Genomic DNA, 26,292 nt, shown 5'->3' on the forward strand with positions numbered 1-26,292 from the left:
CATGCCCGCACGCGAGCCCATGCCCCAGTGGAACCGCCGCAGCGTGATCGGCGCGGGGCTTGGCTTGCTGGCCGCACCGGTGATCGGCGCGGGGGTGGCTTCGGCGGCGGAGGCCACGGTGACGCCGCAGATCGTGCGGCTGGCGCCGGGGCTCGACCGCTATCTGAGCGTCGACACGCCGATCGAAACGATCGCCACCGGCATCCGCTGGGCCGAAGGGCCGGTGTGGGTGCCGCATGGGGACTATCTGCTGTTCTCGGACCCGCCCGCCAATGTTATCCGGCGCTGGTCGCGCGCGAAGGGGACCGAGCTTTTCCTCTCGCCTTCCGATGCGGTCGCGCCTGACCCCGCGACGGTGCGCGAGGGTGGATCGAACGGCCTGACGCTCGATCATTCCGGGAACCTGCTGATCGCCGGCAGCGGGTCGCGCGCGGTGGTGCGGCTCGATCTCAAGACCAAGCGCCGCACGGTGCTGGTCGATCGCTATCAGGGCAAGCGCTTCAACAGCGTCAACGATCTGTGCGTGGCGGCAGACGGCGCGATCTATTTCACCGATCCGCCTTATGGGCTGGTCGGGGGCGACCAATCGGCGCTGAAGGAACAGCCGCATAACGGCGTCTATCGCTGGACGCCCGGTGGCGCGGTGGAGTTGGTCGACGGCACGCTCTCCCGGCCCAACGGCATTGCGCTGTCGGGCGATGGCAAGACGCTGTTCGTCTCGGTTTCGGACGAGCAGGAGCCGCGCATCATGGCCTATGCGCTCGACGCGCACGGACTGCCGACCGCGCGCACGCTGTGGCTGGATGCCAAGCCGATGCTCGCCAAGGCCGCGCCCGGCCTGCCCGATGGTATGAAGATCGCGCGCGATGGCACGCATTTCAACAGTGTGCCGGGCGGGATGATGCTGCTCACCCCCGAGGCCGAGCCGCTCGGCCTGATCGCCACCGGCGCGCCGATCCCCAATTGCGCCTTTGGCGAAGACGGGCGCACGCTGTTCCTGACCGCGAACGACCGCGTGCTGCGGCTGCGGCTGAAGGTTTCCGCGCTGTGACGATCTCTCTGTCCGATTATGAGGCCGGCAAACCGTATGTCGGCGATTACGAAGCCGATCTGCTCGCGCTGCAGACCCGGCTCGCGCATATCCAGGTCGCGCATATCGTCCACCGCAAGCGTGCGATCGTGCTGTTCGAAGGCTGGGATGCGGCGGGGAAGGGCGGGATCATCCAGCGCATGTGCGCCGATTGGGACCCACGCAATTTCGAGGTGTGGCCGATCAAGGCACCGACCGAGGAAGAGTTAGACCGGCATTTCCTCTGGCGCTTCTGGCAAAAGCTGCCTGCCAAGGGCGACATCGCGGTGTTCGATCGCAGCTGGTACGGGCGCGTGCTGGTCGAGCGGGTCGAGGGCTATGCCAGCGAGGCCGAGTGGAAGCGCGGCTATGACGAGATCAACGAGTTCGAAGCGCAGCAGGCGGATTCGGGCACGACGATCGTCAAGCTGTTCCTGCATGTAACGCAGGCTGAACAGGACAAACGGCTGAAGGACCGGCTCGATCATCCGTGGAAGCGCTGGAAAACCGGGCTGGAGGACTATCGCAACCGGGAAAAGCGCGCGGCCTATCAAGAGGCGATGCGCGATATGTTCAAGCGCACCGATACGCGCTGGGGCCGTTGGACGATCATCGACGGCAATGACAAGAAGGCCGCGCGGATCGCGGCGCTTACCGCCATCGCCGAGCAGCTTGAGGCGCAAGTCGATATGACGCCACCGGTGCTCGATCCCGAAATCGAAAAGGTGGCGCGGGCGGCGCTGGGACTTCCGCCGACGCCCGCTCCCTGACCGTAGCTTAGATCCAGAGCAAAACGATCGGCACCACAGTGCCGAGTGCCAGCAGGATGATCGAAATCCGCCGCATGGCGCGGCTGGCAAGGGCGATCACGATGCCGGTGATGGTCGACAGGCTGAGCGCGATCGACAGCAACACGACGAAGATCTTGAGCGGCAGCGGCGAGGGGCGTTTGGCCGACCCCGCGCTGGCTTCGGCACGTGGCTTCTGCGCTTCGGCAGCGTCGCCTGCGGGCTTGGGCTTCTCCACCTTGCGTTCGCGCGGCGGGCCCTGGTCCTTATGGACGCTGGCCAGCCACACGATCCAGTTGGGCGGCGTGCCGCCATACCCCTTGGCTTCCTGCAGCCGGAAAGTCTGCAGTGCGCCGCTGATCGCGAACAGCAGGATCATCGGGGCAAAGAACAGCCCGAGATAATGGTGATAGCGGCGAAGCAGCCGAAGCGTGTTGGGTCTCATGCCGAACGGCTAGCGGACCGGCGCGACGGGAGCAACCGCAACCGGCACGCCGAAGCTATGGCGACCTATATGTTTTCCCAACGGACCGCTTATGCGGCGGCGAATACGCCGTTATCGTCCATCACGTGCAGTACGCCGTCGGCGATTGCGAAATACGCGCCGCGAAGCTTCAGCTTACCTGCGGCCTCACGCTCGGGAATGCAGGGGAACGTCCGCAAATTGGCGATGCTGACGCGGACGGTTTCGAGCTCCAGTTCATGGATCGCGTCAGGCCCCGACCCGTGCTGCGCCACGATCCGGTCGCGCGCTTCATCGAGCATGTCGACCCAGTGATCGATGAAGCCGCCTTCGCCGGGTGCCTTGCCCGCGAACGCCTGGGTCATCGCGGCGTGAACGCCGCCGCATTGGCCGTGCCCCATCACCACGATTTCGGACACTTCGAGCTGCGTCACCGCGAATTCGAGCGCAGCCGACACGCCGTGGCGTCGACCGTCGAGTTCGAACGGGGGTACAAGGTTAGCAACGTTGCGCACCACGAAGATTTCGCCGGGCGAGGTATCGAAGATCTGCGCGGGATCGACTCGACTGTCCGAACACGCGATCACCATTACCTTGGGGCTTTGGCCCTTGGACAAAGTGGACCACCGATCGCGCTGGCGCGGCCAATCCGTGTCGCGAAATCGGCGATAGCCGCCGAGCATATCGGTAAAATCACTCATGAGTGGCTCTTATCAGCGGACAACAGGGGGTGGCAAGCGGGCGCACCAGTCGCTATCTGCTCCGCCATGAACGAGATGTCCCCGCTCGCCCGGCAGCGTCAACGCAAGCCCGACTGGATCCGCGTCAAGGCACCCGGTGGCGCTGCCTTTGGTGAAACCAAGGCGATGATGCGCCGCCTCAACCTCAACACCGTGTGCGAGGAAGCGGCTTGCCCCAATATCGGCGAGTGCTGGACCAAGAAACACGCGACGGTGATGATCCTGGGCGACACGTGCACGCGCGCCTGCGCCTTCTGCAATGTGAAGACCGGCATGCCGCGCGCGGTCGATCCGCTGGAGCCGCAGCACACCGCCGATGCCGCCGCCGAGCTGGGCCTCGAACATATCGTCATCACCTCGGTCGACCGCGATGATCTGCCCGATGGCGGCGCGTCGCAATTCGTGAAGGTGATCGAGGCGTTACGCCGCACCACGCCCAACACGACGATCGAAATTTTGACACCGGACTTCCGCAACAAGACGCAGGCTGCCGTCGAATCGATCGTCGCGGCGCGGCCCGACGTGTACAATCACAATCTTGAAACCGTCCCGCGCCTCTACCCGACGATCCGCCCCGGCGCGCGGTATTACGCGTCGCTCCGGCTGCTGGAGAGCGTGAAGCGGCATGATCCGTCGATCTTCACCAAATCGGGCGTGATGCTGGGGCTGGGCGAAGAGCGGCTCGAAGTGCATCAGGTGATGGACGACATGCGCTCGGCCGAGATCGATTTCCTGACTATGGGGCAATATCTGCAGCCGACCCCGCGCCATGCCAAGGTGATGGATTTCGTCACCCCCGCCGTGTTCGATGCCTATGCCGCGATCGCGCGCGCCAAGGGCTTCCTGCTGGTCGCCAGTTCGCCGCTGACGCGGTCGAGCTATCATGCCGGTGACGATTTCGCCCGCCTGCGCGCCGCGCGGGAGGCAAAGCTCGCCCAGCGCTAATGCCACGCCATTCCGAAACGCGGCGGCTGCCCTATACGCCGGAGCAGATGTTCGATCTGGTCGCCGACGTTGCCCGTTATGCCGAGTTCCTGCCGTGGGTATCGGCAATCCGCGTGCGCTCGAACAGCGAAACGCAGATGGTCGCCGACATGATCGTCGGCTTTAAGGGCCTGCGCGAGACCTTCACGTCGAAGGTGGAGAAACACCGGCCCGATCGGATCGAGGTCGAATATCTCGACGGGCCGCTCAAATATCTGCGCAACGAATGGGTGTTCCGGCCCGATGGCACTGGGTGCGCGGTCGACTTTACGGTCGACTTCGCCTTCAAGAACCGCGTGTTCGAGATGCTGGCAGGCCAGGTGTTCGGCACTGCGCTGCGCAAGATGATCGGCGCGTTCGAGGACCGCGCCGCCGTGCTTTATGGGGCTTCCTCGGCCTCAGGCGCGGTATCGTCTTCGGATGGCAGCAGCAGTTCCAGCGCGCACAACGCGGCCTGAAGCCGCACGCCGCCACGCCCCAAATCGCCGAAATCCTTGCGATCGGCGACAACATGGCCGGGATCGGCACCGCGTTCGGCGCGCGCAAACACGACCGTGCCGACCGGCTTCTTCTCGGTGCCGCCGCCGGGGCCGGCGACGCCGGTGATCGCCACGGCGACATCGGCCCCGCTCGCCTCCAGTGCGCCCTGCGCCATGCTCCACGCGGTCGCGACCGAAACCGCACCGAAGGTTTCCAGCACATCGGCACTGACGCCGAGCATCTCCAGCTTGGCGTCGTTGGAATAGGTCACGAAACCGCTTTCAAACATTTCGGACGAACCGGCGATTTCGGTGATCGCGGCGGCGACCAGGCCACCGGTGCAGCTCTCGGCCAGCGCCACGCGCCGACCAGCGGCGAGATTGGCGGCAACCACCTTGCGGGCGGCCTCCACCAATTGGGCGGGCAGGATGGTATCCATCGTTATCGCTCCCCTGGAACCCGGACGGTGGCGGCGGCCTGCGCCGCAATCCCCTCGCCACGCCCGGTAAAGCCCAAACGCTCGGTCGTCGTCGCCTTGATGCTGACCTGATCGGCGTCGAGCCGCAAGAGCTCTGCGATACGGTCGCGCATCGCGATGCGGTGCGGGCCGATCTTGGGGGCCTCGCAGATCAGCGTCAGATCGATGAAATCGATGATCCCGCCGCGCGCCTCGATCAGCGAGGCAGCATGTTGCAGGAACTGCGCCGAGTCCGCGCCGCGCCATTGCGGGTCACTCGGCGGGAAATGCGTGCCGATATCGCCCGCCGCGATCGTGCCGAGCAAGGCGTCCGTAATGGCGTGCAGCGCGACATCGGCATCGCTATGGCCGGATAAGCCCTTGTCATGCGGGATCAGCACGCCGCCAAGCCACAATTCCTCGCCTGCTTCGAGACGGTGGACGTCGAAGCCGGTCGCTGTGCGCGAGCGCATCGTGGCGGCAAGGCGCGACTCGGCGGCGGCGAAATCGGTGGGATGGGTGATCTTTTCGAGCATGGGGTCTCCTTCGACCAGTGCGACCCGGCCACCGACCGCGCGCAGCATTTGCGCGTCGTCGGTGGGTTCGGCACCGGTCCAGCCGCGATGCGCGGCGAGTGCTGTGGCAAAGTGAAAGGCTTGCGGCGTCTGGATGCGGTGCAGGGCGTCGCGCGCGACGGTCTCGCCCAGCTCCGCTTCCCCGCGCGCCAGCGTATCGGCGACAGGCAGGGCAGGGACTGCGCCGTCCTGCGTATCGAGCGCCGCGAGCAACCGGTCGATCACGGCGGCGCTCAGGAACGGGCGCGCGGCGTCGTGGATAAGGACCCGCTCGACCCCAATCGTCTCCCCGGGCTCGTCCCGGGGCCCACTGGTATCCGCGCTTTCAGGCCGCTGGTCGCGCGGAACGGTAGACCCCGGGACGAGCCCGGGGTGACGATTGGAGGTCGTCAGTGCTTCAAGCCCAGCCAGCACCGAAAGCCGCCGAGTAGCGCCGCCGATCACATATTCGACCTCGCCAAGGGCTTCGTGCAAGGACGCTTCCTGTCCGGCACCGATCACCACGATCACGCGGTCGATCGCCGGATGCGCGCGCAGTGCGGCATAGCTGTGGGCGAGCACCGCCTTGCCGCCAAGGCGGGCATATTGCTTTGGAACGGCGCTGCCCGAGCGGACGCCGGTGCCGGCGGCGACGATGATGGCGGCGGTCTTGGTCGAAGTCATGCGGCGCGCCTAGCCCAAGCCGTGGCCGCCCGCCAGCCCGCCTTGCTGCAAGACGGGCTTTCGCTTATAGGCTGCCCGTTTTTCAGGCAGATTCCATCCCGTGACTTCGCGTACTCTTGCCCCCCTGCACGTCGGCCCCGTGACGATCGCGAGTCCCGTGATCCTCGCGCCAATGACCGGCGTCACCGACATGCCGTTCCGCACTTTGGTGCGGCGCTATGGCTCGGGCCTCAACGTGACCGAGATGGTGGCGAGCCAGGCGGCGATTCGCGAAACGCGCCAGTCGCTGCAAAAGGCGGCGTGGCACCCGATCGAGGATCCGGTCTCGATGCAGCTCGTTGGCTGCACGCCTTATGAAATGGGCGAAGCGGCCAAATTGAGCGAGGATCGCGGCGCGGCGATCATCGACATCAACATGGGCTGCCCGGTGCGCAAGGTCACCAATGGCGATGCCGGTTCGGCGCTGATGCGCGATCTCGACACTGCCGGTGCGATCATCAAGGGCGTGGTCGAGGCGGTCAGCGTGCCGGTGACGCTGAAGATGCGGATGGGTTGGGATCATAGCAGCCTCAACGCGCCGCAACTGGCGAAGATCGCACAGGATCTGGGCGTGAAGCTCGTCACCGTCCACGGCCGCACGCGCAACCAGATGTATAAGGGCAATGCCGATTGGGCGTTCATCCGCTCGGTAAAGGATGCGGTGACGATCCCGGTGATCGCCAATGGCGACATCTGCTCGATCGAGGATGCCGAGGCGGCACTCGACCAGTCGGGCGCGGACGGCGTGATGATCGGGCGCGGTTCCTATGGTCGCCCATGGCTGCTCGGCCAGGTGATGGAGTGGTTCGCCAGCGGCCGCCGCGTTGCCGATCCCTCGATCGAGGAACAATATACCGTGATCGCAGAGCATTATGATGCAATGCTTAGTCATTATGGTAATGAGACCGGCGTCAATATGGCGCGCAAGCATATCGGTTGGTACACGCGTGGCCTGCATGGATCGGCCGAGTTCCGTAACCGTGTGAACCAGATTGCCGACCCCAAGGTCGTCAAGGCGATGCTCGCCGAATTTTATGCGCCCTGGTGCAGTCGCGCCGCCGCGTGAACGCGCCAGAGGGTCCCGATTTCGCAGAACTGTTCGCCGCGCTGCCGGTGGCGGTGCTGGTTGTCGACCCCGAGTCGCGCGTTGCCCACGCTAATGCCGAGTGCGAGGCGCTGCTCAATCTGTCCGAGCGGGCAATGCTCGGCCAGCCCTTGGCCTCAATCCTGAAAGCCCCCGAAGACGAGAACCCGCGCGACAATCACGGTTTCGCGGCGTTCGATATCGAAATCGAGCTGCGCCGCGGCGGCAAGGTGCGCGTCGATTATGTCGAATCGCGGGTCGCCGATCATCCCGGCTGGCAGACCATCACGCTGCATCATGCCGCCGCCTCGCGCCGGATGGGCCACAATGCCGATCGTGCCTCGGCCGCGCGCGCGGCGATCGGCGCGGCGGCGATGCTGGCACATGAAATTAAGAACCCACTATCGGGCATTCGCGGCGCGGCGCAATTGCTGTCCAAGGGCAAGGGCGCGGCAGAACTGACCACGCTGATCACCACCGAAGTCGACCGGATCGCGGCGTTGATCGACCGGATGCAGGACTTCACCGACACGCGGCCGTTGCAGCTCGCGCCCGAGAATATCTATCCCCTGCTGGATCATGCCCGCCGTGTCGCGCTGGCCGGTTTCGGGCGGCACGTCGTGATCGAGGAACGCTTCGACCCCTCGCTGCCGCCGGTGCAGATCGACCGTGATGCGACGCTGCAAGTGGTGCTCAACCTGCTCAAAAATGCCAGCGAAGCGGTGCGCGATCAGGCCGATGCGCGGATCACGCTCGCCACTGCCTATCGCCACGGCATGGCGATCGCGCCGGGTCCCGGCAAACCACGCCGTCCACTGCCAATCGAGATTTGCGTGATCGACAATGGCCCCGGGCCGCCCGCCGATATTGCCGAGCACCTGTTCGACCCGTTCATTTCGGGCAAACCCGAGGGGCAGGGGCTTGGTCTCGCGCTGGTCGACAAATTGGTGCGCGACATGGGCGGGATCATCCAATTTGCCCGGGAAGGAACCCCGCCAATGACCGTGTTTCGCATCATGCTGCCGCGTGGGGGCGCATGACTCGCACCGGACGAATCCTGGTCGTCGACGACGATGCCGCCATCCGCACCGTGGTCGGGCAAGCGCTGAAGCGCGATGGCCACCGCGTGATCGTCGTGGCGACGATCGCCGAGGCCGAAATGCAGCTTGCCGCGACCGCCCCCGACGTGCTGGTTACCGATGTGGTGCTGCCCGACGGTAACGGACTGGATCTGGTCGAGCGCGTCGTCCGGGCGCATCCGGGTTTGCCGGTGATCGTGTTGTCGGCGCAGAACACGCTGACGACGGCGGTACGCTCAACCGAGGTCGGCGCGTTCGATTATCTCCCCAAGCCGTTCGATCTCGACGTGCTGTCGCGCACCGTCCAGAGCGCGCTCGCGCGAGGGGCAGGGGCTGTCGCCGATCCGATCGAGGCCGAAGATCGCGCTCTGCCGCTGATCGGCCGCTCGCCCGCGATGCAGGATGTCTATCGCATCATCGCGCGCGTCGTTTCGAATGACCTCACGGTGCTGATCTCGGGCGAATCGGGTACCGGCAAGGAACTGGTCGCGCGCGCGATCCATGATTTGGGGCCGCGCCGCCGTTCGCCCTTCCTTGCGCTCAACATGGCCGCGATCCCGCGCGAACTGATTGAGGCGGAATTGTTCGGCCATGAACGCGGTGCCTTTACCGGCGCGCAGGCGCGCTCAGCCGGGCGGTTCGAACAAGCGGCGGGGGGCACGCTGTTCCTCGACGAAATCGGCGACATGCCGATGGAGGCGCAGACGCGGCTGCTGCGCGTGCTGCAATCGGGCGAGTTCACCACCGTTGGCGGCGCGCGCACAATCCGCGCCGATGTGCGCATCGTCGCCGCGACCAATCGCGATCTGGCGCAGCTGGTGGCGGTCGGCCAGTTTCGCGAGGATCTGTTTTATCGCCTGAATGTCGTGCCGGTGCTGCTGCCCGCGCTGCGCGCGCGGCGGCAGGACATCCCATTGCTCGCCCGCCACTTTCTTGACCGCGCCGCCGAAGACGGTTTGCCGCGCAAGCAACTCGATCCCGACGCGATTGCGGTGATCGAGGCCTATGACTGGCCGGGCAATGTCCGCGAGCTGGAAAATATGATGCGCCGCATCGCGGTGCTGGCGCGCGATGAGCGGATCGATGCCGACGAGATGCGCGCGATGCTGGGTGGCGCGTTGCCATCGACGCCGATGATCGGCGACGCCGGGATCGAGGCCGCGATTCGCGCGCGAATCGATCGGCTGGCGATCGAGGAACCCGCCGCGCTCGACGATGGCACGCTGTACGATCGGATCATCGCCGAGGTGGAGCGACCGCTGATCGAGGCGCTGCTGGCCCGCCATGGCCAGAACCAGTTGCGCGCGGCACGCGCCCTGGGAATCAACCGCAATACGCTGCGCAAGCGCCTGGATATGCTGGGCATCGATCCCTGATCGAGGCACCGCACACGATCATCCGGGCCGGGTTTGGGACCAACCCATTTTTGTGTGTTTTCCTTGCAACGCAGGCGTTGTAGGAATGTCACGATGAGTGAGTCTTTGCTTTCGGTACCGGGATCTGGCGGCATGCCGCCGCGTTTCCGTATCGCGCGCTTTCTGGAACTCGCTGTTCTCGCGGTTGCCCTTATCGTTGCCGGGGTAAGCTATTGGTTCATAGCCCGCGACAAGGTGGATGCTTTGCTCAGCCCGGCGCTGGTCGCATCGTTGCTGCTGGCCAATCTGTTGCCTTGGATCGCGCTGCTGGTGTTGCTGGGACGGCGCATCGCAATGCGCCGCGCCGCACTCCTTCCGATCGGGGGACGCGGCCGTTTGCACGTGCAGCTGGTCGCCCTATTTTCGATCATCGCCGCAGTCCCGACGCTGTTGGTGGTGATCTTCGCCTCGCTCTTGTTCCAATACGGCGTGCAATTTTGGTATTCCGACCAAGCTCGTAGCATGATCGAAAATGCGACCGGGGTTGCGAAGACCTCGTACCAACAAATGCTTCAACGCTGGCAAGAAGCAACCGTTACGGCCGCGTCCGATATTGGAGAGAACTTTTCCGATAAGATCCGGTCACCGAGTTTTCCAGAATATTTTGGGAAATATCAGATATTTTATCGAAGCTTTTCGGATGGTTTCCTTTTTATTGCGTCTCCCGATGGAAAATTTCATGAGATCATCAATTTAAATCCCGACAAGCTGGAGCTTGCGCGGGAGGTTTCGCCCGCCGACCTTTCCGACGTCCAGACAAAGGTCCCCAGTATCACGACTGTCAAAGGCGATCGGATCAAGACCCTGGCCCCGATCCCCGGCACGACGAACGTGTATCTCCTGACCGTTGCCAGATCGGATGTGCGGGTGATGGAGGTACAATCCCAACGGAGCGCCGCAGTCTTGTCGAGCTATCGCGACTTTCTGGCGCGCTCTCGATCTCTGCAGTTGAAATTCAATGCAGCGCTGCTCGGGATCTCACTGCTTATCATTGCGATTGCGGTGTGGATCGCGCTGGAAGTAGCAGATCGCATTGTGCGCCCGCTGGGGGATCTGGTGGCAGCCGCCGACCGTGTCTCGACCGGGGACTTTACCGCGCGCGTGCCCGCACCAAAGACCGACGACGAAATCGGCACGCTGACCAGCGCCTTCAACCAGATGACCGAGCGCCTGCAGGCGCAGACCGGTGCGCTGGAAAGCCGTCGCGCGTTGATCGAGGCGGTGATGTCGGGGGTGACGGCAGGGGTCATTTCGGTCGCGCCCGATGGCACGATCCGCCTGATCAATCGCTCGGCGATCACGCTGCTGGACGGCGCTGACGATATGCCGGTCGGCAAACCGCTGAAGCTGATCGCACCCGAATTGGCGGCGCTGCTCGATGGTCAGGATCGCGAGGCGATCATCGAAACCGGCACCGGCAACGACGCGCGTACGCTGGCGGTAAAGGTCACGCGCGCCGTCGAGGGGCCGATCCTGACCTTCGACGACATTACCGGCCAATTGCTGGATCAACGCCGTGCCGCCTGGTCCGATGTCGCGCGCCGCATCGCGCACGAAATCAAGAATCCGCTGACCCCGATCCAGCTCGCGGCGGAACGGCTCCAGCGGCGCTATGGCAAGCAGATCGACCCAGAGGACACCACATTCGCGCGGCTGACCGACACGATCGTCCGCCAGGTCGGCGACCTGCGCCGCATGGTCGATGAATTTTCCTCCTTCGCGCGAATGCCCAAGCCCGTCTTCCGCGAGGAATCGCTCGTCGATCTCGCACGCCAGACGCTGTTCCTGCACGAGGTTGCGCATCCGGGCGTGGTTTTCAGCCTCACCCACGAAGCCCCCGGCCCGATGCTGGTGTGCGACCGCCGCCAGATCGGCCAGGCGCTGACCAACATCGTCAAGAACGCGGTCGAGGCGGTCGAGGCCAATCCGGGTGCGGCGGAGGCGAGCGTCACGATGTCGCTCGACGAAACCCCCGAACGCACCACGATTACCGTCGCTGACACCGGCATTGGCCTGCCCGCCGCGCGCGATCGCATCGTCGAGCCCTATGTCACGACCCGCGCGCGCGGCACCGGCCTTGGCCTGGCGATCGTCAAGAAGATCGTCGAGGAGCATTTCGGCACGATGACCTTTGCCGATCGCCCCGGCGGCGGCACCATCGTAACCGTCAGCTTCGACACCGCGATGCTCGCCAATCTCGACGCCGGCGATGGAGGCGATGGGGGCATCGCCGAAACGCCACCCCAGCAACTTTTGCAGAACCGGACCTGAACCCATGCCCCTGGACATTCTTGTCGTTGATGACGAACGCGATATTCGCGACCTGGTCGCCGGTGTGCTCGAAGACGAGGGCTATGGTGCGCGCGTCGCGGCCGATAGCGATTCGGCGCTGGAAGCGATTTCGGTGCGGCGGCCCTCCCTGGTGCTGCTCGACGTGTGGCTGCACGGCTCGCGGCTCGATGGGCTGGAACTGCTCGACGAGATCAAGCGGCGGGACCCGTCGATTCCGGTGCTGATGATTTCCGGGCACGGCAATCTCGATACCGCCGTCGCCGCGATCCGGCGCGGTGCCGCCGATTTCATCGAAAAACCGTTCGAAGCGGAGCGGCTGTTGCTGATGGTCGCGCGCGCGACCGAGACCGAGAGCCTGCGCCGCGAAATTGCCAGCCTGCGCGCGGTGGTCGGCCGCGACACCGATCTGACCGGCAATTCCGGCGCGATCAATGGCGTGCGCGCCACGCTGAAACGCGTCGCCGCGACGGGCAGCCGCGTGCTGATCATGGGCGCGGCGGGCGTCGGCAAGGAAGTGGCCGCCCGGCTGCTGCACGGCTGGAGCCAGCGGGCGGATGCGCCCTTCGTCGTTGTCAGTGCGGCGCGGATGACGCCGGAGCGGGTCGAGGAGGAACTGTTTGGCATTGAGGAGGGGGGGCAGCTCGTCCGCTCCGGCCTGCTCGAACAGGCGCATGGCGGCACGTTGTTCCTCGACGAAATCGCCGACATGCCGCTGGCGACGCAAGGCCGCATCCTGCGCGTGCTGACCGACCAGAGCTTCAGCCGCGTCGGCGGGCAGCGCGTGGTCAAGGTCGACGTGCGCGTGGTATCCGCCACCGCGCGCGATCTGACGCATGAAATCGCGGAAGGGCGCTTCCGCGAAGACCTCTATTACCGGCTCAACGTCGTGCCGGTGACCATTCCGGGGCTGGCCGAGCGGCGCGAGGATATTCCCGCGCTGGTCGATCATTTCATGGCGCATTACGCGTCTGAGCGGCGCGTTCCTACGCCCGCCGTGGCTGCTGACGCCATGGTGGCGCTGCAATCCTACGAATGGCCCGGCAATGTGCGCCAGCTCCGCAATATCGTGGAGCGCACGATCATCATGGCACCGGGCGACCGGATCGGGCAGATTGATCTCGATATGCTGCCGCCCGATGTGCTTGGCGATCCGGGTGAACTGGGCGGCGGGGCGACCGCGATCATGGGCGCGCCGCTGCGCGAAGCGCGTGAAACCTTCGAGCGCGAATATCTGCGGGTGCAGATCCGCCGCTTCTCGGGCAACATCTCGCGCACCGCCAATTTCATCGGGATGGAGCGGTCTGCGCTACACCGGAAGCTGAAGTTGCTCGGCATTACCGAGGTGCGCGAGGATTAATCGACTGGATCGGTGGACGAAACGATCGCGCATCCCTAGATTAGGGACGGGTACATCACCTAACTCGACGCCGGAACCGGCGCGCCGCGGGCACCCCCCGCCAAGAACAAAGGATCGACCGATGGCCGACAAGCACACCTCTCTCCAAGACCTGTTCCTCAACGCCCTGCGCCGCACCAAGACCCCGATCACGATGTTCCTCGTGAAGGGCGTCAAGCTCCAGGGGATCGTCACCTGGTTCGACAATTTCTCGGTGCTGCTGCGCCGGGATGGCCAGTCGCAGCTGATCTACAAGCACGCCATTTCGACGATCATGCCGGCCAATACGGTCGATATCGACGCGATCGTCAACGCGATCGGTGAAGCGCAGAAGAAGCAGCCGTTGCTGCAGGAAATCTTCCTCAACGCGGTGCGCAAGTCCGAAGACAATGTCACCATGTTCCTGGTCAATGGCGTGATGCTGCAGGGGCAGATTGCGGCGTTCGATCTGTTCTGCATGTTGCTCCAGCGCGACGGCATGGCGCAGCTCGTCTACAAGCATGCGGTCTCCACCATTCAGCCCGCACATCCCCTTAATTTGGCTGATGAAACAGCAGGTTCGGACAACGATTGACCACAGGTTTTGAACGGGACCGCGACGATGTCGCGCGGGGTGCCAAGGCCGTTGTCGTCTATCCCGACACCGGCATTTCGTCGCGGGATGCCGATGCCCGGCTGGCCGAAACCGCCGGGCTGGCCATGGCGATCCATGTCGAAGTGGTCGATCGCGTCGCGATCAAGGTGCGCGCGCTCCAGCCTTCGACGCTGATCGGCAAAGGGCAGCTCGAGGCGCTGGCTGCCACCGTCCGGATGGCCGAGGCCGAGTTGGTCGTGTTCGACGCCAGTCTGACGCCGGTGCAGCAGCGCAACCTCGAAAAGGCGCTGTCGGCCAAGGTGATCGACCGTACCGGGCTGATCCTCGAAATCTTCGGCGAACGTGCGGCGACCGCCGAGGGGCGCTTGCAAGTCGAACTGGCGCATCTCGATTATCAGGCGGGACGGCTCGTGCGGAGCTGGACCCATTTGGAGCGCCAGCGCGGCGGCTTCGGCTTCCTCGGCGGCCCGGGGGAAACGCAGATCGAGGCCGATCGGCGCTTGATCCGCGATCGCATGGCGCGGTTGAAGAAGGAATTGGAGCAGGTTTCGCGCACGCGCGGGCTGCACCGCGACCGGCGCCAGCGCGCGCCGTGGCCGGTAATTGCGCTGGTCGGCTATACCAACGCCGGAAAATCCACGCTGTTCAACCGCATGACCGGTGCTGACGTCATGGCGGAGGATCTGCTGTTCGCCACGCTCGATCCGACGCTGCGGCAGATCGCGCTGCCGGGGATCGATAAGGCGATCCTGTCGGACACCGTCGGGTTCGTCTCCGAACTGCCGACCCAGCTCGTCGCGGCGTTCAAGGCGACGCTCGAGGAAGTGGTGTCGGCCGATTTGCTGATCCATGTCCGCGACATCGCGCACCCGGATACGATTGCGCAGAAGGACGATGTCGAGGCGGTGCTGCGCGATATCGGTGTCGACCTCTCGGTTCCGCGGATCGAGGCGTGGAACAAGCTCGACATGCTCGATGCCGATGATCGCGCCGAATTGCTGGGCGAAGCCGCGCGGCGCGACGATGTCGCGGCGATTTCGGCGCTGAGCGGGGAAGGGGTGTCCGCCTTGCTCGACACCGTCGCCGCGCTGCTGACGTCGAGCCATCGCCGCTACACCATTTTGCTCGATGCCGGTGATGGTGCCGGTGCCGCCTGGCTCCACGCGCATGGCGAGGTGCTGGAACAATCGGTCGAGGGCGAACAAGCCATCTATGAAGTCCGCATGGCCGAGCGCGATTATGAACGGTTCTGCCAGCGCTGACGCCGTCGATCGCGCGCTGATCGCAGGCTGGCTCCATGCCCGCTCGATCGCGCGGGCTTTGCCGATGCCAGTGGCCGAGCATGGTGGCTGGCGGGTGGACACGCGGTCGGAGCAGGAATGGTGCCGCTATGTCTTCGCCGATCCGACCCCGGCGATTGCCGAGCTGGCGCAGGGCATCACGCAGCCTAGACTCTATATAAAACTTTGCCAGGATGATGCTGTTTTAAGAGCGCTTTTGCCGTCGCGTTGGCAAATCTGTGCGCCTTCCTGGATGATGACAGCGGTGGCTACACCCCTTGCAGAAACGCGGCTGCCCGACGGCTATCTCCCGAAGGTGGAAAGCATCGGCGGGGTCGTTCGCGTTGCGATCACCTCCCCGGACGGCGCGCTCGCGGCCAGCGGCTATGCGGCGGAAGCGTCGGGCGTATTCGTCTATGATCGCATCGTCGCCAACCCAGATCATCAGCGGCGCGGGTTGGGCCGGGCGGTGATGGGCCTGTTGCAAGCGCAGCGCCGCTCAAGCGCGTCGCGCGAAGTGCTGGTCGCGACCGCGCAAGGCCGCGCGCTTTATACCAGCCTCGGCTGGTCGGTGCATTGCCCCTATGCGACCGCGGTCATTCCTGACGCGGTGCCTTGATTGCTTGCCACAAGGCTTCCTTGTTGGCGAGCGGCAGGCCGGGAAAGGCATCGCCAGCTTCGGCTTCCATCGCCTTGAAACGGCGCTCGAATTTGGCATTGGCACCGCGTAGCGCCGCCTCCGGGTCGACGCCCAGCTTGCGCGCCCAATTGACCACCGAGAAGAGCAGATCGCCGATCTCGTCCTCGGTCTCGGCCGGAGTAGTGGCCGCTTCGATCTCGGCGATTTCCTCGTCAATTTTGGCGCGCGGTCCTTCCTGGTCCGGCCAGTCGAACCCCACGCGCGCCGCGCGATTCTGGAGCTTTTCGGCGCGGAGCAAAGCGGGCAGGCCCAATGCTACGCCGTCCAGCGCGCCCGGCGGGATATCGGCCTGGCCCTTGGCGGCGCGTTCGGCGGCCTTGATCTGTTCCCACAGATGATGGCCGCCCTCAGCGACATCGCCGAAGATATGCGGATGGCGGCGCTCCATCTTGTCGCTGATCGCCGCCACGACGTCAGGCAGCGCGAAATGACCGGCTTCCTCGGCCATGCGCGCATGGAACACGACCTGGAGCAGAAGATCGCCAAGCTCGTCCTTGAGCTCGACCATGTCGTCGCGCGCGATCGCGTCTGCGACTTCATAGGCTTCCTCGATCGTATAGGGCGCGATGCTGGCGAAATCCTGCGAGACATCCCATTCGCAACCCGACACCGGATCGCGCAACCGCGCCATGATCGCGACCAGCCGTTCGATCATCGACACGCTCCGTTTAGGGCGGGGATCTGGCTCCCGCTGCCCATCGCCATCAATCCGATAATATACATTATGTTAAATGGGAGCCATTTCATCAGAGCAAGCCCCCCAACACCGATCCAGCCCCGAAAGCGCCCTGCCACAGCACCACCAGCACGAACAGCACGCCGAAGATCGCCACCCAGGCCAGCGCCATCTTGATCGTATCGCCCAGCGGCAAACGGCGCGCCGCGAGCGCGCTGACCGGCAGGATCAGGACCAGCGCGTAAAACACCAGATCCATGCTGGTGTCGGTCATACGTGCAGTTCCAGCCCGTCATAGGCCGGCTCGACGCCCGGCGGCAGTTCGGCCAGCAGGCTCGCATAATCCATCGACTGGTCCATATGCGCCAGCACCGCATGACGCGGCTTCAGCATCTCGATCCAGCCCAGCGCCATGTTCAACGTCGGGTGCGACGGATGCGGCTTGCGGCGCAGCGCATCGACGATCCACAGGTCGAGACCTTCATATAGGCTCGCCATATCCGGCGTCATCGCACTGAGATCGGTCGCATATCCAATCGATCCAGCGATGCTGTCAAAGCGCAAGCCGGCCGATTGGAACGGCCCGTGCGGCTGATCGACCACGCCAACCGTGATGTCGCCGATGACGACGCTGTCGGGCAGCGCCTCGATCGCGACGGTCGGCGGATAATCATCCCAGCCATGGAAAACATAGCCGAAACGCCGCTTCAACGTCTCCATCAGATCGGGCCGCGCCAGCCCGCGCACCGGCCGCCCCATCGCATGAAACACCTGGCGCAAATCATCGATGCCATGCGTGTGATCGGCATGATCATGCGTCCAGATCACCGCATCCAGCGTCGACACACCCGCCGCCAGCAACTGCTCACGCATATCCGGGCCGGTATCGACCAGAATGCGCGTCGTCTGCGTCTCGACCAGGATCGACGCGCGCATCCGCCGATTGCGCGGGTTGCTCGGGTCGCACGCGCCCCAATCATTGCCGATCCGCGGCACACCGGACGAGGTGCCCGATCCCAGGATCCGCACCTTCATGCGCGCGTCTTGGTAAACAGTGCGTGAAAGTTCTCCGCCGTCGCCGCTGCCAGCGTTTCCAGCGGCTCGCCGCGGAGCTTCGCCAGGAACGCGGCGGTATCGGCCACGAAGGCCGGCTCACCCGTTTTCCCGCGATGCGGCACCGGTGCCAGGAACGGTGCATCGGTTTCGATCAGCAGCCGGTCGAGCGGCAGCCGCGCGGCGGTGTCCTGCAGATCCTTGGCGTTCTTGAAGGTCACGATGCCCGAGATCGAGATATAGAAACCAAGCTCCAGCGCGATATCGGCAAACGCCCCGCTCGCGGTGAAGCAATGGATGACGCCGGGATAGGCCCCCTTCCCCATTTCCTCGCGCAGGATCGCGGCGGTATCGTCCTCGGCATCGCGCGTGTGCACCACGATCGGCAGTTGCGTTTCGCGCGCGGCGGCAATGTGCGCGCGAAAGCTCGCGCGCTGGCGCTCACGGTCGCTATGTTCGTAGAAATAATCGAGCCCACTTTCGCCGATTCCGACGACGCGCGGATGCTGCGCGCGTTCCACCAGCCGCGCGGTGCCGATATCGGGATGCTCATCGGCTTCATTGGGGTGGATGCCGACGGTCGCCCAGACATCGGGCTCGCGCTCAGCGGTGGCGAGCACAGCATCCCACTCGCTTTCGCGCGTCGCGATGTTGAGCATGGCATGGACGCCGCGCGCGCGGGCACGGGCGAGAACCGCGTCCTGCTGCTCGCCCAGCCCCTTATAATTGAGGTGGCAATGGCTGTCGGCGAACATCAGGCTTCGACCGGCGCTTCGAGCCGTGGGAACACGCCGACCGGTGCCGGCAGCGTCAGGCCCGGTGCCAGCGGGTGGCCCAGCGCTTCGAAGCAGCGCGCATCGCCGTGCTGCCCCAGCAGATCGAGCAGTTTGTCCGCCCCATTGGGGATCGCCCAGCGCGCCAGAATCGCGATCCGCCGCACCGCATCGGCGGCATGATAGAGGATGGTGTCGGCGCGTGCGGGATCGGTCTTGCGCACGCTCCATGGGGCCTGATCGGCGAAATATTGGTTGGCATCGCGCGCTGCCGACCAGATCGCGTCGAGCGCGGTGTGCAACGCGAGATCGCCCATCGCATCGTGCATTCCGGCCTCGGCCGCAGCGACGCTGGCGAGCAGCGCGTCTTCGGCCTCGGTGCGGTCCCCGGCCTCCGGCACTACGCCACCGCATGCCTTGGCGATGATCGACAGGCAGCGTTGAGCGAGATTGCCGAGGTTGTTGGCAAGGTCTGCATTACAACGTGTTACGATCGCTTCTTCCGAGTAACTCCCATCCTGCCCGAAGCTGACTTCGCGCAGCAGGAAATAGCGCAGCGCATCGACACCGAAGCGATCGGCCAGTTCCATCGGGTCGGTGACGTTGCCCACCGACTTCGACATCTTCTCACCGCGGTTGAGCAAAAAGCCATGGCCGAACACGGCGCGCGGCAGCGGAATGTTCGCACTCATCAGGAAGGCTGGCCAGTAAACCGCATGAAAACGAACGATATCCTTGCCGATCACATGCAGATGCGCAGGCCAGAAGGTTTCGTACAGTTCGACATCGTCGGGATAGCCGACGCCGGTCAGATAATTGGTCAGCGCATCGACCCACACATACATGACATGGCCCGGGCTGCCTGGTACCGGCACGCCCCAGTCAAAGCTGGTGCGCGACACCGAGAGGTCGGACAGGCCGCCCTCGACGAAGCGCAAAATCTCATTGCGGCGCGCCTCGGGCAGGATGAAATCGGGTTGCGCGGCGTACAGGTCGAGCAAGGGCTGCTGATATTTGGAGAGGCGGAAGAACCAGGTCTCCTCGGCGGTCCATTCGACCGGCGTGCCCTGCGGCGAAAGCTTGGCACCGCCCTCGCCTTCGACCAGCTCCTTTTCGTCGTAAAAGGCTTCGTCGCGAACCGAATACCAGCCTTCATAGCGATCGAGATACAGGTCGCCCGCGGCTTCCATCGCTTGCCAGATCGCCTGGCTGGCGCGGTAATGATCGGCGTCGCTGGTGCGAATGAAGCGATCGCACGAAATCTCCAGTTTCTCGGCCATTGCCTTGAAATAGCCGCTCATTTCATCGGCCAGCGCGCGCGGGGTCAAGTCGCGCTTGCGCGCTTCCTGGACCATTTTCAGGCCATGTTCGTCGGTCCCGGTCTGGAAGCGGACTTCGCGGCCCAATTGGCGTTGATAGCGCGCGATCGCATCGGTCGCGATCGCCTCATAGGCATGCCCGATATGCGGGCGTCCATTGGGATAGCTGATTGCGGTGGTGATATAATAAGGGTCGGCCATGGCCGCCTCCTAGAGCATCGGTCGCCGCAATTGAAGCCTTGGCGCCGCTTTCAGCGCGCAAGCCGCGCGACGATCCCCGCCATCTCATACACGGTCGCCTGCGCATCGAGCGTCAGCGCGCGCGCGGTCGCAGCGAGCGTGCGCGCGGCGTCATACCCGTCGAGCGCGATGCGCAGGCGTTCGCCCTGCCGCTCCGGGGCCACGCCCGCGATAAAGGCGGGGGCACGGTCAAGGAACGCCTCGTAGCGCGCCTGCGCGGCCTTCAGCGCCAGCGACTTGGCCAGCCGGACGCGGCGACCATTGCCGGGATCGCCATCCCGCGCGATCGCCGCCAGCGCCTGGTCGATCGCGGCAAGGTCCAATCCGGCGAAACCGAGCGCGCGACCCGGCGATCCATGCGCGACGCGGATCAATGCAGCCACTTCCGCCGGGTCCGCAGAAGGAAGCTGTTCGCGCAGCACGGACGTCATGGTGGCATCATCGAGCGGATCGAAACGCAATTGCCGACAACGGGACCGGATCGTCGGCAGCAAACGTCCTGGCGCATGGCTGATGAGCAGGAAGATCGTGCCCTCGGGCGGCTCCTCCAAATTCTTGAGCAAGGCGTTGGAGGCCCCCGGCCGTTCCAGATCGTCGACCGCATCGATGATGACGACCCGCCTGCTCGACATCGACGGGCGCGTCGCAAACATCGGCCCAAGCGCGCGCACCTGCGCGATCGGGATGCTGCGCGCGAGATCGAGTCCGGTCTTGTCGCCTTCCTTCGGCTGGCGCGTGAGCACCCGGTAATCGGGGTGCGATCCCGCCGCGATCAATTTGCGTTGCGGGTTGCTCTCGGGCACGTCGAAGCCCGGCGGCAGGTCGCCCCCCGCCCCTTCGGCCAGCATCCGCAGCGCTGCGGCGCGCGCGAAGGTCGCCTTGCCGATGCCTTCCGGGCCCGCGAACAGCCACGCATGATGCAGCGATCCGCTCGCCATTGCGGCGGCGAAGGCCTGGTGCGCGGCATCATTTCCGAGCGGCAGCGTCATGGCAGCAGGTCGGCCACTGCGGCAAACACCGCGTCCGCGACATCGTCGATCCCGGCAGTCGCCCCGACCAGGCGGAAGCGCTCAGGTTCCTGCTTCGCAAACCGGCGAAAAGCGGCCGCGACATCGGCATGGAACGTATCGCCGCGCGCCGCGAACCGATCCGCTGCAGCGCCGTCACGGACCGCCGCGCGTCTGCGTCCAAGCTCGGGCGATAGTTCCAGCACAAGCGTCCGGTCCGGCAGCAACCCGCGTGAACCAAAGGCATGCAGCGCCAGCACGGCAGCGTCGTCGATCCCGCCCGCTACGCCCTGATAGGCACGGCTGCTGTCGAGAAAGCGGTCGCAAATCACCCAGCGTCCAGCCCCTAGTGCCGGGCGGATCGTCTTTTCAACATGGTCAGCGCGGGCGGCGGCGAACAACAAGGCTTCGCTATGCGGGCTCCACCGCGCGACCTCGCCCTGCATCAGCAAGGCGCGGATCGCCTCCGCACCCTCACTGCCACCGGGTTCGCGCGTGACCAGTGTTTCGATCCCGCGCATCGCCAGCGCATCGGCAAGCAAGCGCGCCTGGGTCGATTTGCCCGCCCCCTCGCCCCCTTCCAGCGAGATGAAGCGCCCGATCGCCGTCATCGGCTCACGCGCCGAACAGGCTCAGCAAGCCAGCCCAGGCACGCCCGAAAAAGCCAGCCTGCGGCACATCATTGGCGGCGACCAGCGGCAGCCGCTCGGCCGGCATCCCCGGCGTTACCACCACCAGATCGGCAATATGCTGCCCGGCCTTGATCGGGGCCTTGATCGGGCCGTCATAGCTGACCGTCAGGCGCATTTCGCCTGCGGTGCCCGCAGGTACGGTCGCGGAGAGATCGCTCGGCGCGACGAGCCCGACCTTGTTGGAGGTGCCGAGTTGCACCTCGGCGGTTTCGATCTGCTTGCCCTTGGCGAGGATCGGCTTGGCCTGCCACGCGCGAAAACCCCATTCCATGAACTTGACCGATTCCTCGGCGCGCTGGCCCGACGTGCCAAGACCCGCCAGCACCATCACCAGCCGACGGCCATTTTGCTGCGCCGACCCGGTGAAGCCGAAACCGGCTTCATCGGTGTGCCCGGTCTTGAGCCCGTCGGCACCGCTCACCCGGCCCAGCAACGGGTCGCGATTGGCCTGGTCGATTGGCTTTTCCCCACCGAGCGTCTTGCCCCAGGTGAAGCTGCGCAGCGAGTAGAAGCGCTTGTAGAGATCGGGATAATCCTGGATCGTCGCGCTCGCCAGCTTGGCGAGATCGCGCGCGGTCACATACGTCACGCCATTGTCGGGCCAGCCATTGGCCGTGCCGAAATGGCTGTTGCTGAGGCCGAGCTTCGCCGCCGCGCGGTTCATCCGCTCGGTAAAGGCCGATTCGGTGCCCGAAATCCCCTCGGCCAGCACGACGCACGCATCGTTGCCCGACAGCGTGACGATGCCCTTGAGCAGATCCTCGACGCTGACATTCTCGCCCGAGGACAGGAACATGGTCGAGCCTTGCGAATGCCATGCGCGCCACGTTTCGGGGCGCACCGGGAATTTTGTGTCGAGCTTCAACTCGCCCGATTTGATCATCTGAAACGCGACATAGACCGTCATCATCTTGGCCATCGACGCGGGCGGCATTCGGCGGTCGGCATCCTTCGAATACAGGATCGCGCCGGAGGACAGATCCTGCAAATAGGCGACCGGCGCCGGCGTCTGGAACTCGGGTGCGGCCACGGCCGGACAGGTCGCGGCGACGGCGATGAGGGCTGAGGCGGCGATCAGTTTTTGGCGGGAAAGCATCAGGTCCGGTCTCGTTTTTTAGTCGGTGTGGAGGATTTGCGCGTCACCATAACCGTGCCGGGCGGCCCCGTCACGCGCGCGCTGTGCGCTGGCTTTGTCGCCAAAGGGGCCCAATTGCACGCGAAAAAGGCGTCCGAGCGGAACAACATGGCCGCCCAGGGCGTGCGCCATCGCAGCGGCGCGCTCCGCCGACGATAAAGCGGCGACCTGCACGACAAAACCGCCAGCCGTCGGCGGAACCGGTGGCGATGGAACCAGTGACGGCTTTGGCTTGGCGAGCGGCTTGGGCGCTGGCGCTTTGGGTATCGGTGCTCTGGGTATCGGTGCTTTGGCGGGGGCCGCACGCGGCACCGCTGGGGCCACTTGCTGCATCGGGACTTTGCGACGCAGCGCCGTGAGCAAAGCCGGCGGCGCATCCAGCCGCGCAGAGGCCGCCTGCCCCGCGCGCAATGCCGTCTGATCCTGTGGGCCGGCCACCACCGCCCGCACCCGCACCGGTGCCCGGTCGCCAACCCCCAATGCCTGGGCGGTCGCTGGCGACAGCGAGACCACCGCCCCGCTGGTCTCGCGCGCGACCACTAGCGCCAGGATCGTGCGGCCAGTGTCGAGCGCGGTGATCTCGACCGGTGTGCCCGGCGGGACATTCGGATGCGCGACCGTCATCGTCACCGCGCTCCACTGCGGATCGAGCGACAGCGATGAAACCGCCGCAAAACCGACGCTATCGTCCCGCACTTCGCCCGAGGTGCCGCGCGGCCCGTCGCCCGGCGGCAAATCGCTGGCGGCGGCGATCGCGGGAGGCGAGGAGACCTCGTGGATCTTGGGCGTACCGCGTTGCTGACGCGGCGGCATCGCCTGACCGCCGCCGCTTGCCAGCACCAGCGCCACCAGCAGGCTCATCTCAGCGCTCCACGGCATCGGCGAGCAGGCCGACCGACAAGGCATAGAAATTGGAGCAATTATAATCGAGGATCACGCGGTAATTGCCCGTCAGCAAATAGGCCGTGCGTCCGGGGCCATCGGGCTCCAGCAACGTCGCCAGCACCGAATCGCCCGGCCAGTCGCGCGTCAGCGGGACGAGCCCCAGCCTGCGCCATTCGGCCATGGTTTTCCACGCGCTGTGCCGCGCGAACACCTTGAGACAGCGCGGCGACAGCAAGCGGTTGGTCACCTGGCTGCGGTCGAACGTCGCCGGTACGGAGACTGCGAGGCCCCACGGTTGGCCGGGTCGCCACCCGGCATTCGCGAAATAATTGCCGATGGAGGCGAGCGTGTCGGCCCGGCTCGCCCAAATGTCCACCCGGCCGTCGCCGTCGCCGTCGCGGGCGAGCCGCAGATAGACTGAGGGCAGAAATTGCGGCCCACCCGTTGCCCCCGCCCAACTGCCGACGAGTTGCGCGCGCGACACGCCGCGATCCATCATTTGCAGCGCGGCGATGAACTCGTCTGCGAACAGCTCGCGCCGCCGCCCCTCATAAGCGAGCGTCGCCAGCGCGCGTGGGAGATCGAAGCCGCCCATCACCCGACCATAGCTCGTCTCATGGCCCCAGATCGCGACCATGATCGATTCGGGAACGCCGATCTGCTGCTCGATCCGTTGCAGGCGCGACCGCTCGGCTTGATAGGCGTTGCGACCGTTGGCGATCAGCGCAGCGGTAAGGTGCTGCGCCTGATACGGCGCGAAATTGGGAACCCCGGCATTCGGATTGGCCCCCGGCTGCGCCCGATCCAGATCGATCACGCGCTGGTTGAGCGTCAGCGTCGGCATCACCGCATCCAGCGTCGCCCGGCTCACGCCGCGCGCTGCGGCCTGCGCGCGGAGCGTCTGTAAATAGGCCTGAAACCCGGCCTCATCCTGCGCCGCCGCCGGCCCGATCATCGCAAAGCACGCCGCCAGGACGGCCAACGCCATGCCAATGGGACGCCCTAAAATACTGGTTCCTCGCATCGTCCGACCTTGGCACACCGGCTTGTCCACATGAACCCCAAAAGGCCGGACGCTGACCACAAACCTTGCACATCTCGTCCCGTGGCCGCTAAGCGGGGCACCGCTGCACGGCTGGCCGCGTTAGAGTCGGCTGCCCGATGTTGCTGAGCCGATGGGAAGAGTGTCCGAGTGGTTTAAGGAACCGGTCTTGAAAACCGGCGAGGGTGCAAGCTCTCCGTGGGTTCGAATCCCACCTCTTCCGCCACGGCGTTGTGCCGGATTGTCTTATTCGATCCTCTTGATTGTCCATTTGGCAGGGACTTGCTTTGCTTACCTCCAAAAAGAGTCAGTTCTGTCTGTCGGGGGTTAAGTACCGAAAAGCAGCGAGAATCTGGGGCATAGGCAATCCAAAGCAGCGTCCGCGCGATTTGTAGCTTCAGAGTATCCCCACGATCGGCGCGCCGAAACAGAGTGGGATCGATCGGTCAAACAGGCCGTAACGCGCGAACGGTCGCGCGCGCGCGCCAGTCAGCGGAACAAAGAGAGCTGCCCCTAAGGAACAGCGCGCGACGCTTCCGTCGGCATTTTTTGTAAAGCGTAATAATTGCGTGCTGCTATCACTTAGACCGATCGGCATTACAAGTTTGCCGCCGGGTTTGAGCTGGGCAAGCAACGGGGCCGGAACCTCTGACGCGCTCGCGGCGACGATGATGCCGTCGAACGGTGCGAACTCCGGCCAGCCAAGAAAACCGTCGCCGGTGCGAACCTCGACATTGGCAAAGCCAAGTCGGCGGAGCCGCTCCGACGCGGATGTCGCCAAAGGCGGAACGATCTCGATCGATGAGACACGTTTAGCAATTCGTGCCAGAACCGCCGCCTGATACCCCGACCCAGTCCCTACATCCAGCACGTTGGCACCCGTGGGCAAGTCTAGCGCTGCCGTCATGATCGCGACGACATACGGATCGGAGATCGTCTGACCGTAACCGATGTCCTGCGGAAGGTCGACATAGGCGGCGCTGCGACGGTCTTCGCGCACGAACTCTTCACGCGGAATTACGCTAACGATGCTTAGAGCCGTCTCAAACGCAGGGGTGTCCGCCTTTGGAGCAAGGGCGCGTAGCTCGGCACGGATGGTATCAACCATCGCCTTGCGCTGGGCGGATGGGCTTCCGCCCGGCAGCCGCTTAGCCAACACAGTCAGGATGTCGACCGGCTCAGGCTGCGTTTTCCGGTGAACGCACGCGACCACCAGAAGCGCGCCGAGCATGACCAGGAACGAAGGGATACGCACACACGGTAAGGGGCGGATGGCCATCTGTGGGGCGGGTCCCACGTTTTATGGTGCTCGGCAAGTTGGGATCCGCCAAGGATGTCGGCGGGGGGCGGATCTGCGTGGCGGCATGCCTC

General features: G+C 65.0%; 27 protein-coding genes and 1 tRNA gene. 13 read left to right on the top strand and 15 right to left on the bottom strand.

Annotation, left to right across the window (positions count from 1 at the left end; translation table 11 throughout):
• Position 1: 1 nt before the first annotated feature.
• Positions 2 to 1,051, top strand: a complete 1,050-nt coding sequence (locus ON00_RS01610) for an SMP-30/gluconolactonase/LRE family protein (RefSeq protein ID WP_010402745.1) — start codon at positions 2 to 4, stop codon at positions 1,049 to 1,051.
• Positions 1,048 to 1,839 carry a polyphosphate kinase 2 family protein gene (locus ON00_RS01615; RefSeq protein ID WP_010402747.1) on the top strand — a complete coding sequence of 264 codons (792 nt, stop codon included), beginning with the start codon at positions 1,048 to 1,050 and terminating at the stop codon, positions 1,837 to 1,839. The genes ON00_RS01610 and ON00_RS01615 overlap by 4 nt, the downstream gene beginning before the upstream one ends.
• Before the next feature lie 7 nt (positions 1,840 to 1,846).
• Here ON00_RS01615 and ON00_RS01620 read toward each other — a convergent pair whose 3' ends face one another.
• Both ON00_RS01620 and ON00_RS01625 read right to left on the bottom strand, forming a co-directional pair.
• Positions 1,847 to 2,302 carry a hypothetical protein gene (locus tag ON00_RS01620; RefSeq protein ID WP_010402748.1) on the bottom strand — a complete coding sequence of 152 codons (456 nt, stop codon included), beginning with the start codon at positions 2,300 to 2,302 and terminating at the stop codon, positions 1,847 to 1,849.
• Between the two features lie 89 nt (positions 2,303 to 2,391).
• A complete protein-coding gene (locus ON00_RS01625; protein ID WP_010402749.1) occupies positions 2,392 to 3,021 on the bottom strand; it encodes a carbonic anhydrase in 630 nt (209 codons plus the stop codon).
• Positions 3,022 to 3,087: 66 nt separating this feature from the next.
• Here ON00_RS01625 and lipA point away from each other — a divergent pair, with 66 nt between their 5' ends.
• Together lipA and ON00_RS01635 are read left to right on the top strand one after the other, a co-directional pair.
• A complete protein-coding gene (gene lipA / locus ON00_RS01630; protein WP_010402750.1) occupies positions 3,088 to 4,005 on the top strand; it encodes a lipoyl synthase in 918 nt (305 codons plus the stop codon).
• A complete protein-coding gene (locus ON00_RS01635; protein WP_029622336.1) occupies positions 4,005 to 4,502 on the top strand; it encodes a type II toxin-antitoxin system RatA family toxin in 498 nt (165 codons plus the stop codon). The genes lipA and ON00_RS01635 overlap by 1 nt, the downstream gene beginning before the upstream one ends.
• Here the strand turns inward: ON00_RS01635 and ON00_RS01640 are convergent.
• Both ON00_RS01640 and ispF read right to left on the bottom strand, forming a co-directional pair.
• The gene (locus tag ON00_RS01640) at positions 4,424 to 4,963 is read right to left on the bottom strand and encodes a CinA family protein (RefSeq protein ID WP_010402752.1); all 540 of its coding nucleotides are present in this window, start codon (positions 4,961 to 4,963) and stop codon (positions 4,424 to 4,426) included. The genes ON00_RS01635 and ON00_RS01640 overlap by 79 nt on opposite strands.
• A gap of 2 nt (positions 4,964 to 4,965) precedes the next feature.
• Positions 4,966 to 6,219: a 2-C-methyl-D-erythritol 2,4-cyclodiphosphate synthase gene (gene ispF, locus ON00_RS01645; protein ID WP_010402753.1), complete on the bottom strand. Its 1,254-nt coding sequence runs from the start codon at positions 6,217 to 6,219 to the stop codon at positions 4,966 to 4,968.
• Positions 6,220 to 6,319: 100 nt separating this feature from the next.
• Between ispF and dusB the strand changes: the two genes are divergently transcribed.
• The 8 genes from dusB (at position 6,320) to ON00_RS01685 (ending at position 16,018) form a co-directional block, all read left to right on the top strand.
• A complete protein-coding gene (gene dusB / locus ON00_RS01650; protein WP_040601567.1) occupies positions 6,320 to 7,324 on the top strand; it encodes a tRNA dihydrouridine synthase DusB in 1,005 nt (334 codons plus the stop codon).
• Positions 7,300 to 8,382, top strand: a complete 1,083-nt coding sequence (locus ON00_RS01655; RefSeq protein ID WP_040601568.1) for a two-component system sensor histidine kinase NtrB — start codon at positions 7,300 to 7,302, stop codon at positions 8,380 to 8,382. Before dusB ends, ON00_RS01655 begins: the two co-directional genes overlap by 25 nt.
• A complete protein-coding gene (gene ntrC, locus ON00_RS01660) occupies positions 8,379 to 9,797 on the top strand; it encodes a nitrogen regulation protein NR(I) (protein ID WP_010402758.1) in 1,419 nt (472 codons plus the stop codon). The genes ON00_RS01655 and ntrC overlap by 4 nt, the downstream gene beginning before the upstream one ends.
• Before the next feature lie 132 nt (positions 9,798 to 9,929).
• On the top strand, positions 9,930 to 12,107 hold the full coding sequence (locus ON00_RS01665; RefSeq protein WP_010402760.1) for a sensor histidine kinase: 2,178 nt from the start codon (positions 9,930 to 9,932) through the stop codon (positions 12,105 to 12,107).
• A gap of 4 nt (positions 12,108 to 12,111) precedes the next feature.
• Entirely contained in the window at positions 12,112 to 13,485 is a 1,374-nt protein-coding gene (gene ntrX, locus ON00_RS01670) for a nitrogen assimilation response regulator NtrX (RefSeq protein WP_010402761.1), read from the top strand.
• Between the two features lie 31 nt (positions 13,486 to 13,516).
• The gene (gene hfq, locus ON00_RS01675) at positions 13,517 to 14,098 is read left to right on the top strand and encodes an RNA chaperone Hfq (RefSeq protein WP_281048001.1); all 582 of its coding nucleotides are present in this window, start codon (positions 13,517 to 13,519) and stop codon (positions 14,096 to 14,098) included.
• Entirely contained in the window at positions 14,095 to 15,381 is a 1,287-nt protein-coding gene (gene hflX / locus ON00_RS01680) for a GTPase HflX (RefSeq protein ID WP_010402765.1), read from the top strand. Before hfq ends, hflX begins: the two co-directional genes overlap by 4 nt.
• Positions 15,359 to 16,018: a GNAT family N-acetyltransferase gene (locus tag ON00_RS01685; RefSeq protein WP_010402766.1), complete on the top strand. Its 660-nt coding sequence runs from the start codon at positions 15,359 to 15,361 to the stop codon at positions 16,016 to 16,018. The genes hflX and ON00_RS01685 overlap by 23 nt, the downstream gene beginning before the upstream one ends.
• Here the strand turns inward: ON00_RS01685 and mazG are convergent.
• The 10 genes from mazG to ON00_RS01735 all read right to left on the bottom strand — a co-directional run bounded on the left by mazG (position 15,996) and on the right by ON00_RS01735 (position 24,867).
• Positions 15,996 to 16,754: a nucleoside triphosphate pyrophosphohydrolase gene (gene mazG, locus ON00_RS01690; RefSeq protein ID WP_010402767.1), complete on the bottom strand. Its 759-nt coding sequence runs from the start codon at positions 16,752 to 16,754 to the stop codon at positions 15,996 to 15,998. The two genes, ON00_RS01685 and mazG, sit on opposite strands and share 23 nt — an antisense overlap.
• 91 nt (positions 16,755 to 16,845) lie before the next feature.
• Positions 16,846 to 17,049, bottom strand: a complete 204-nt coding sequence (locus tag ON00_RS01695) for a hypothetical protein (RefSeq protein ID WP_010402768.1) — start codon at positions 17,047 to 17,049, stop codon at positions 16,846 to 16,848.
• Positions 17,046 to 17,810, bottom strand: a complete 765-nt coding sequence (locus ON00_RS01700) for an MBL fold metallo-hydrolase (RefSeq protein WP_010402769.1) — start codon at positions 17,808 to 17,810, stop codon at positions 17,046 to 17,048. The genes ON00_RS01695 and ON00_RS01700 overlap by 4 nt, the downstream gene beginning before the upstream one ends.
• Positions 17,807 to 18,583, bottom strand: a complete 777-nt coding sequence (locus ON00_RS01705; RefSeq protein ID WP_010402770.1) for a TatD family hydrolase — start codon at positions 18,581 to 18,583, stop codon at positions 17,807 to 17,809. The genes ON00_RS01700 and ON00_RS01705 overlap by 4 nt, the downstream gene beginning before the upstream one ends.
• Positions 18,583 to 20,121, bottom strand: coding sequence for a methionine--tRNA ligase (gene metG, locus ON00_RS01710; protein ID WP_010402771.1), 1,539 nt, complete (start codon positions 20,119 to 20,121; stop codon positions 18,583 to 18,585). Before metG ends, ON00_RS01705 begins: the two co-directional genes overlap by 1 nt.
• Positions 20,122 to 20,171: 50 nt before the next feature.
• A complete protein-coding gene (locus ON00_RS01715; RefSeq protein ID WP_010402772.1) occupies positions 20,172 to 21,149 on the bottom strand; it encodes a DNA polymerase III subunit delta' in 978 nt (325 codons plus the stop codon).
• Entirely contained in the window at positions 21,146 to 21,778 is a 633-nt protein-coding gene (tmk, locus tag ON00_RS01720) for a dTMP kinase (protein WP_010402774.1), read from the bottom strand. The genes ON00_RS01715 and tmk overlap by 4 nt, the downstream gene beginning before the upstream one ends.
• Positions 21,779 to 21,782: 4 nt before the next feature.
• Positions 21,783 to 22,955: a D-alanyl-D-alanine carboxypeptidase family protein gene (locus ON00_RS01725; protein ID WP_010402776.1), complete on the bottom strand. Its 1,173-nt coding sequence runs from the start codon at positions 22,953 to 22,955 to the stop codon at positions 21,783 to 21,785.
• A gap of 18 nt (positions 22,956 to 22,973) precedes the next feature.
• A complete protein-coding gene (locus ON00_RS01730; RefSeq protein ID WP_010402778.1) occupies positions 22,974 to 23,855 on the bottom strand; it encodes an SPOR domain-containing protein in 882 nt (293 codons plus the stop codon).
• Position 23,856: 1 nt separating this feature from the next.
• A complete protein-coding gene (locus ON00_RS01735) occupies positions 23,857 to 24,867 on the bottom strand; it encodes a lytic murein transglycosylase (protein ID WP_010402779.1) in 1,011 nt (336 codons plus the stop codon).
• A gap of 190 nt (positions 24,868 to 25,057) precedes the next feature.
• On the opposite strand from ON00_RS01735, the gene ON00_RS01740 reads away from it, so the two are divergent.
• Positions 25,058 to 25,147, top strand: a tRNA-Ser gene (locus ON00_RS01740).
• Between the two features lie 171 nt (positions 25,148 to 25,318).
• On the opposite strand, the gene ON00_RS01745 is transcribed toward ON00_RS01740, so the two are convergent.
• Positions 25,319 to 26,200, bottom strand: coding sequence for a protein-L-isoaspartate(D-aspartate) O-methyltransferase (locus ON00_RS01745; protein ID WP_010402781.1), 882 nt, complete (start codon positions 26,198 to 26,200; stop codon positions 25,319 to 25,321).
• Between the last annotated feature and the right edge of the window lie 92 nt (positions 26,201 to 26,292).

This window comes from Sphingomonas echinoides ATCC 14820 (genome assembly GCF_000241465.1).
GTDB classification, from domain to species: Bacteria; Pseudomonadota; Alphaproteobacteria; order Sphingomonadales; family Sphingomonadaceae; genus Sphingomonas; species Sphingomonas echinoides.

Coding starts and splice junctions, on each gene's coding strand:
- lipA (WP_010402750.1), top strand. CDS start 3,088: ATGAACGAGATGTCCCCGCTCGCCCGGCAGCGTCAACGCAAGCCCGAC.
- ON00_RS01700 (WP_010402769.1), bottom strand. CDS start 17,810: ATGAAGGTGCGGATCCTGGGATCGGGCACCTCGTCCGGTGTGCCGCGG.
- ON00_RS01635 (WP_029622336.1), top strand. CDS start 4,005: ATGCCACGCCATTCCGAAACGCGGCGGCTGCCCTATACGCCGGAGCAG.
- ON00_RS01640 (WP_010402752.1), bottom strand. CDS start 4,963: ATGGATACCATCCTGCCCGCCCAATTGGTGGAGGCCGCCCGCAAGGTG.
- ON00_RS01625 (WP_010402749.1), bottom strand. CDS start 3,021: ATGAGTGATTTTACCGATATGCTCGGCGGCTATCGCCGATTTCGCGAC.
- ON00_RS01745 (WP_010402781.1), bottom strand. CDS start 26,200: ATGGCCATCCGCCCCTTACCGTGTGTGCGTATCCCTTCGTTCCTGGTC.
- ntrC (WP_010402758.1), top strand. CDS start 8,379: ATGACTCGCACCGGACGAATCCTGGTCGTCGACGACGATGCCGCCATC.
- tmk (WP_010402774.1), bottom strand. CDS start 21,778: ATGACGGCGATCGGGCGCTTCATCTCGCTGGAAGGGGGCGAGGGGGCG.
- ispF (WP_010402753.1), bottom strand. CDS start 6,219: ATGACTTCGACCAAGACCGCCGCCATCATCGTCGCCGCCGGCACCGGC.
- ON00_RS01620 (WP_010402748.1), bottom strand. CDS start 2,302: ATGAGACCCAACACGCTTCGGCTGCTTCGCCGCTATCACCATTATCTC.
- ON00_RS01730 (WP_010402778.1), bottom strand. CDS start 23,855: ATGAGCCTGCTGGTGGCGCTGGTGCTGGCAAGCGGCGGCGGTCAGGCG.
- mazG (WP_010402767.1), bottom strand. CDS start 16,754: ATGATCGAACGGCTGGTCGCGATCATGGCGCGGTTGCGCGATCCGGTG.
- metG (WP_010402771.1), bottom strand. CDS start 20,121: ATGGCCGACCCTTATTATATCACCACCGCAATCAGCTATCCCAATGGA.
- ON00_RS01705 (WP_010402770.1), bottom strand. CDS start 18,583: ATGTTCGCCGACAGCCATTGCCACCTCAATTATAAGGGGCTGGGCGAG.
- ON00_RS01725 (WP_010402776.1), bottom strand. CDS start 22,955: ATGCTTTCCCGCCAAAAACTGATCGCCGCCTCAGCCCTCATCGCCGTC.
- ON00_RS01715 (WP_010402772.1), bottom strand. CDS start 21,149: ATGACGCTGCCGCTCGGAAATGATGCCGCGCACCAGGCCTTCGCCGCC.
- ON00_RS01695 (WP_010402768.1), bottom strand. CDS start 17,049: ATGACCGACACCAGCATGGATCTGGTGTTTTACGCGCTGGTCCTGATC.
- ON00_RS01685 (WP_010402766.1), top strand. CDS start 15,359: ATGAACGGTTCTGCCAGCGCTGACGCCGTCGATCGCGCGCTGATCGCA.
- ntrX (WP_010402761.1), top strand. CDS start 12,112: ATGCCCCTGGACATTCTTGTCGTTGATGACGAACGCGATATTCGCGAC.
- ON00_RS01610 (WP_010402745.1), top strand. CDS start 2: ATGCCCGCACGCGAGCCCATGCCCCAGTGGAACCGCCGCAGCGTGATC.
- ON00_RS01735 (WP_010402779.1), bottom strand. CDS start 24,867: ATGGCGTTGGCCGTCCTGGCGGCGTGCTTTGCGATGATCGGGCCGGCG.
- ON00_RS01665 (WP_010402760.1), top strand. CDS start 9,930: ATGCCGCCGCGTTTCCGTATCGCGCGCTTTCTGGAACTCGCTGTTCTC.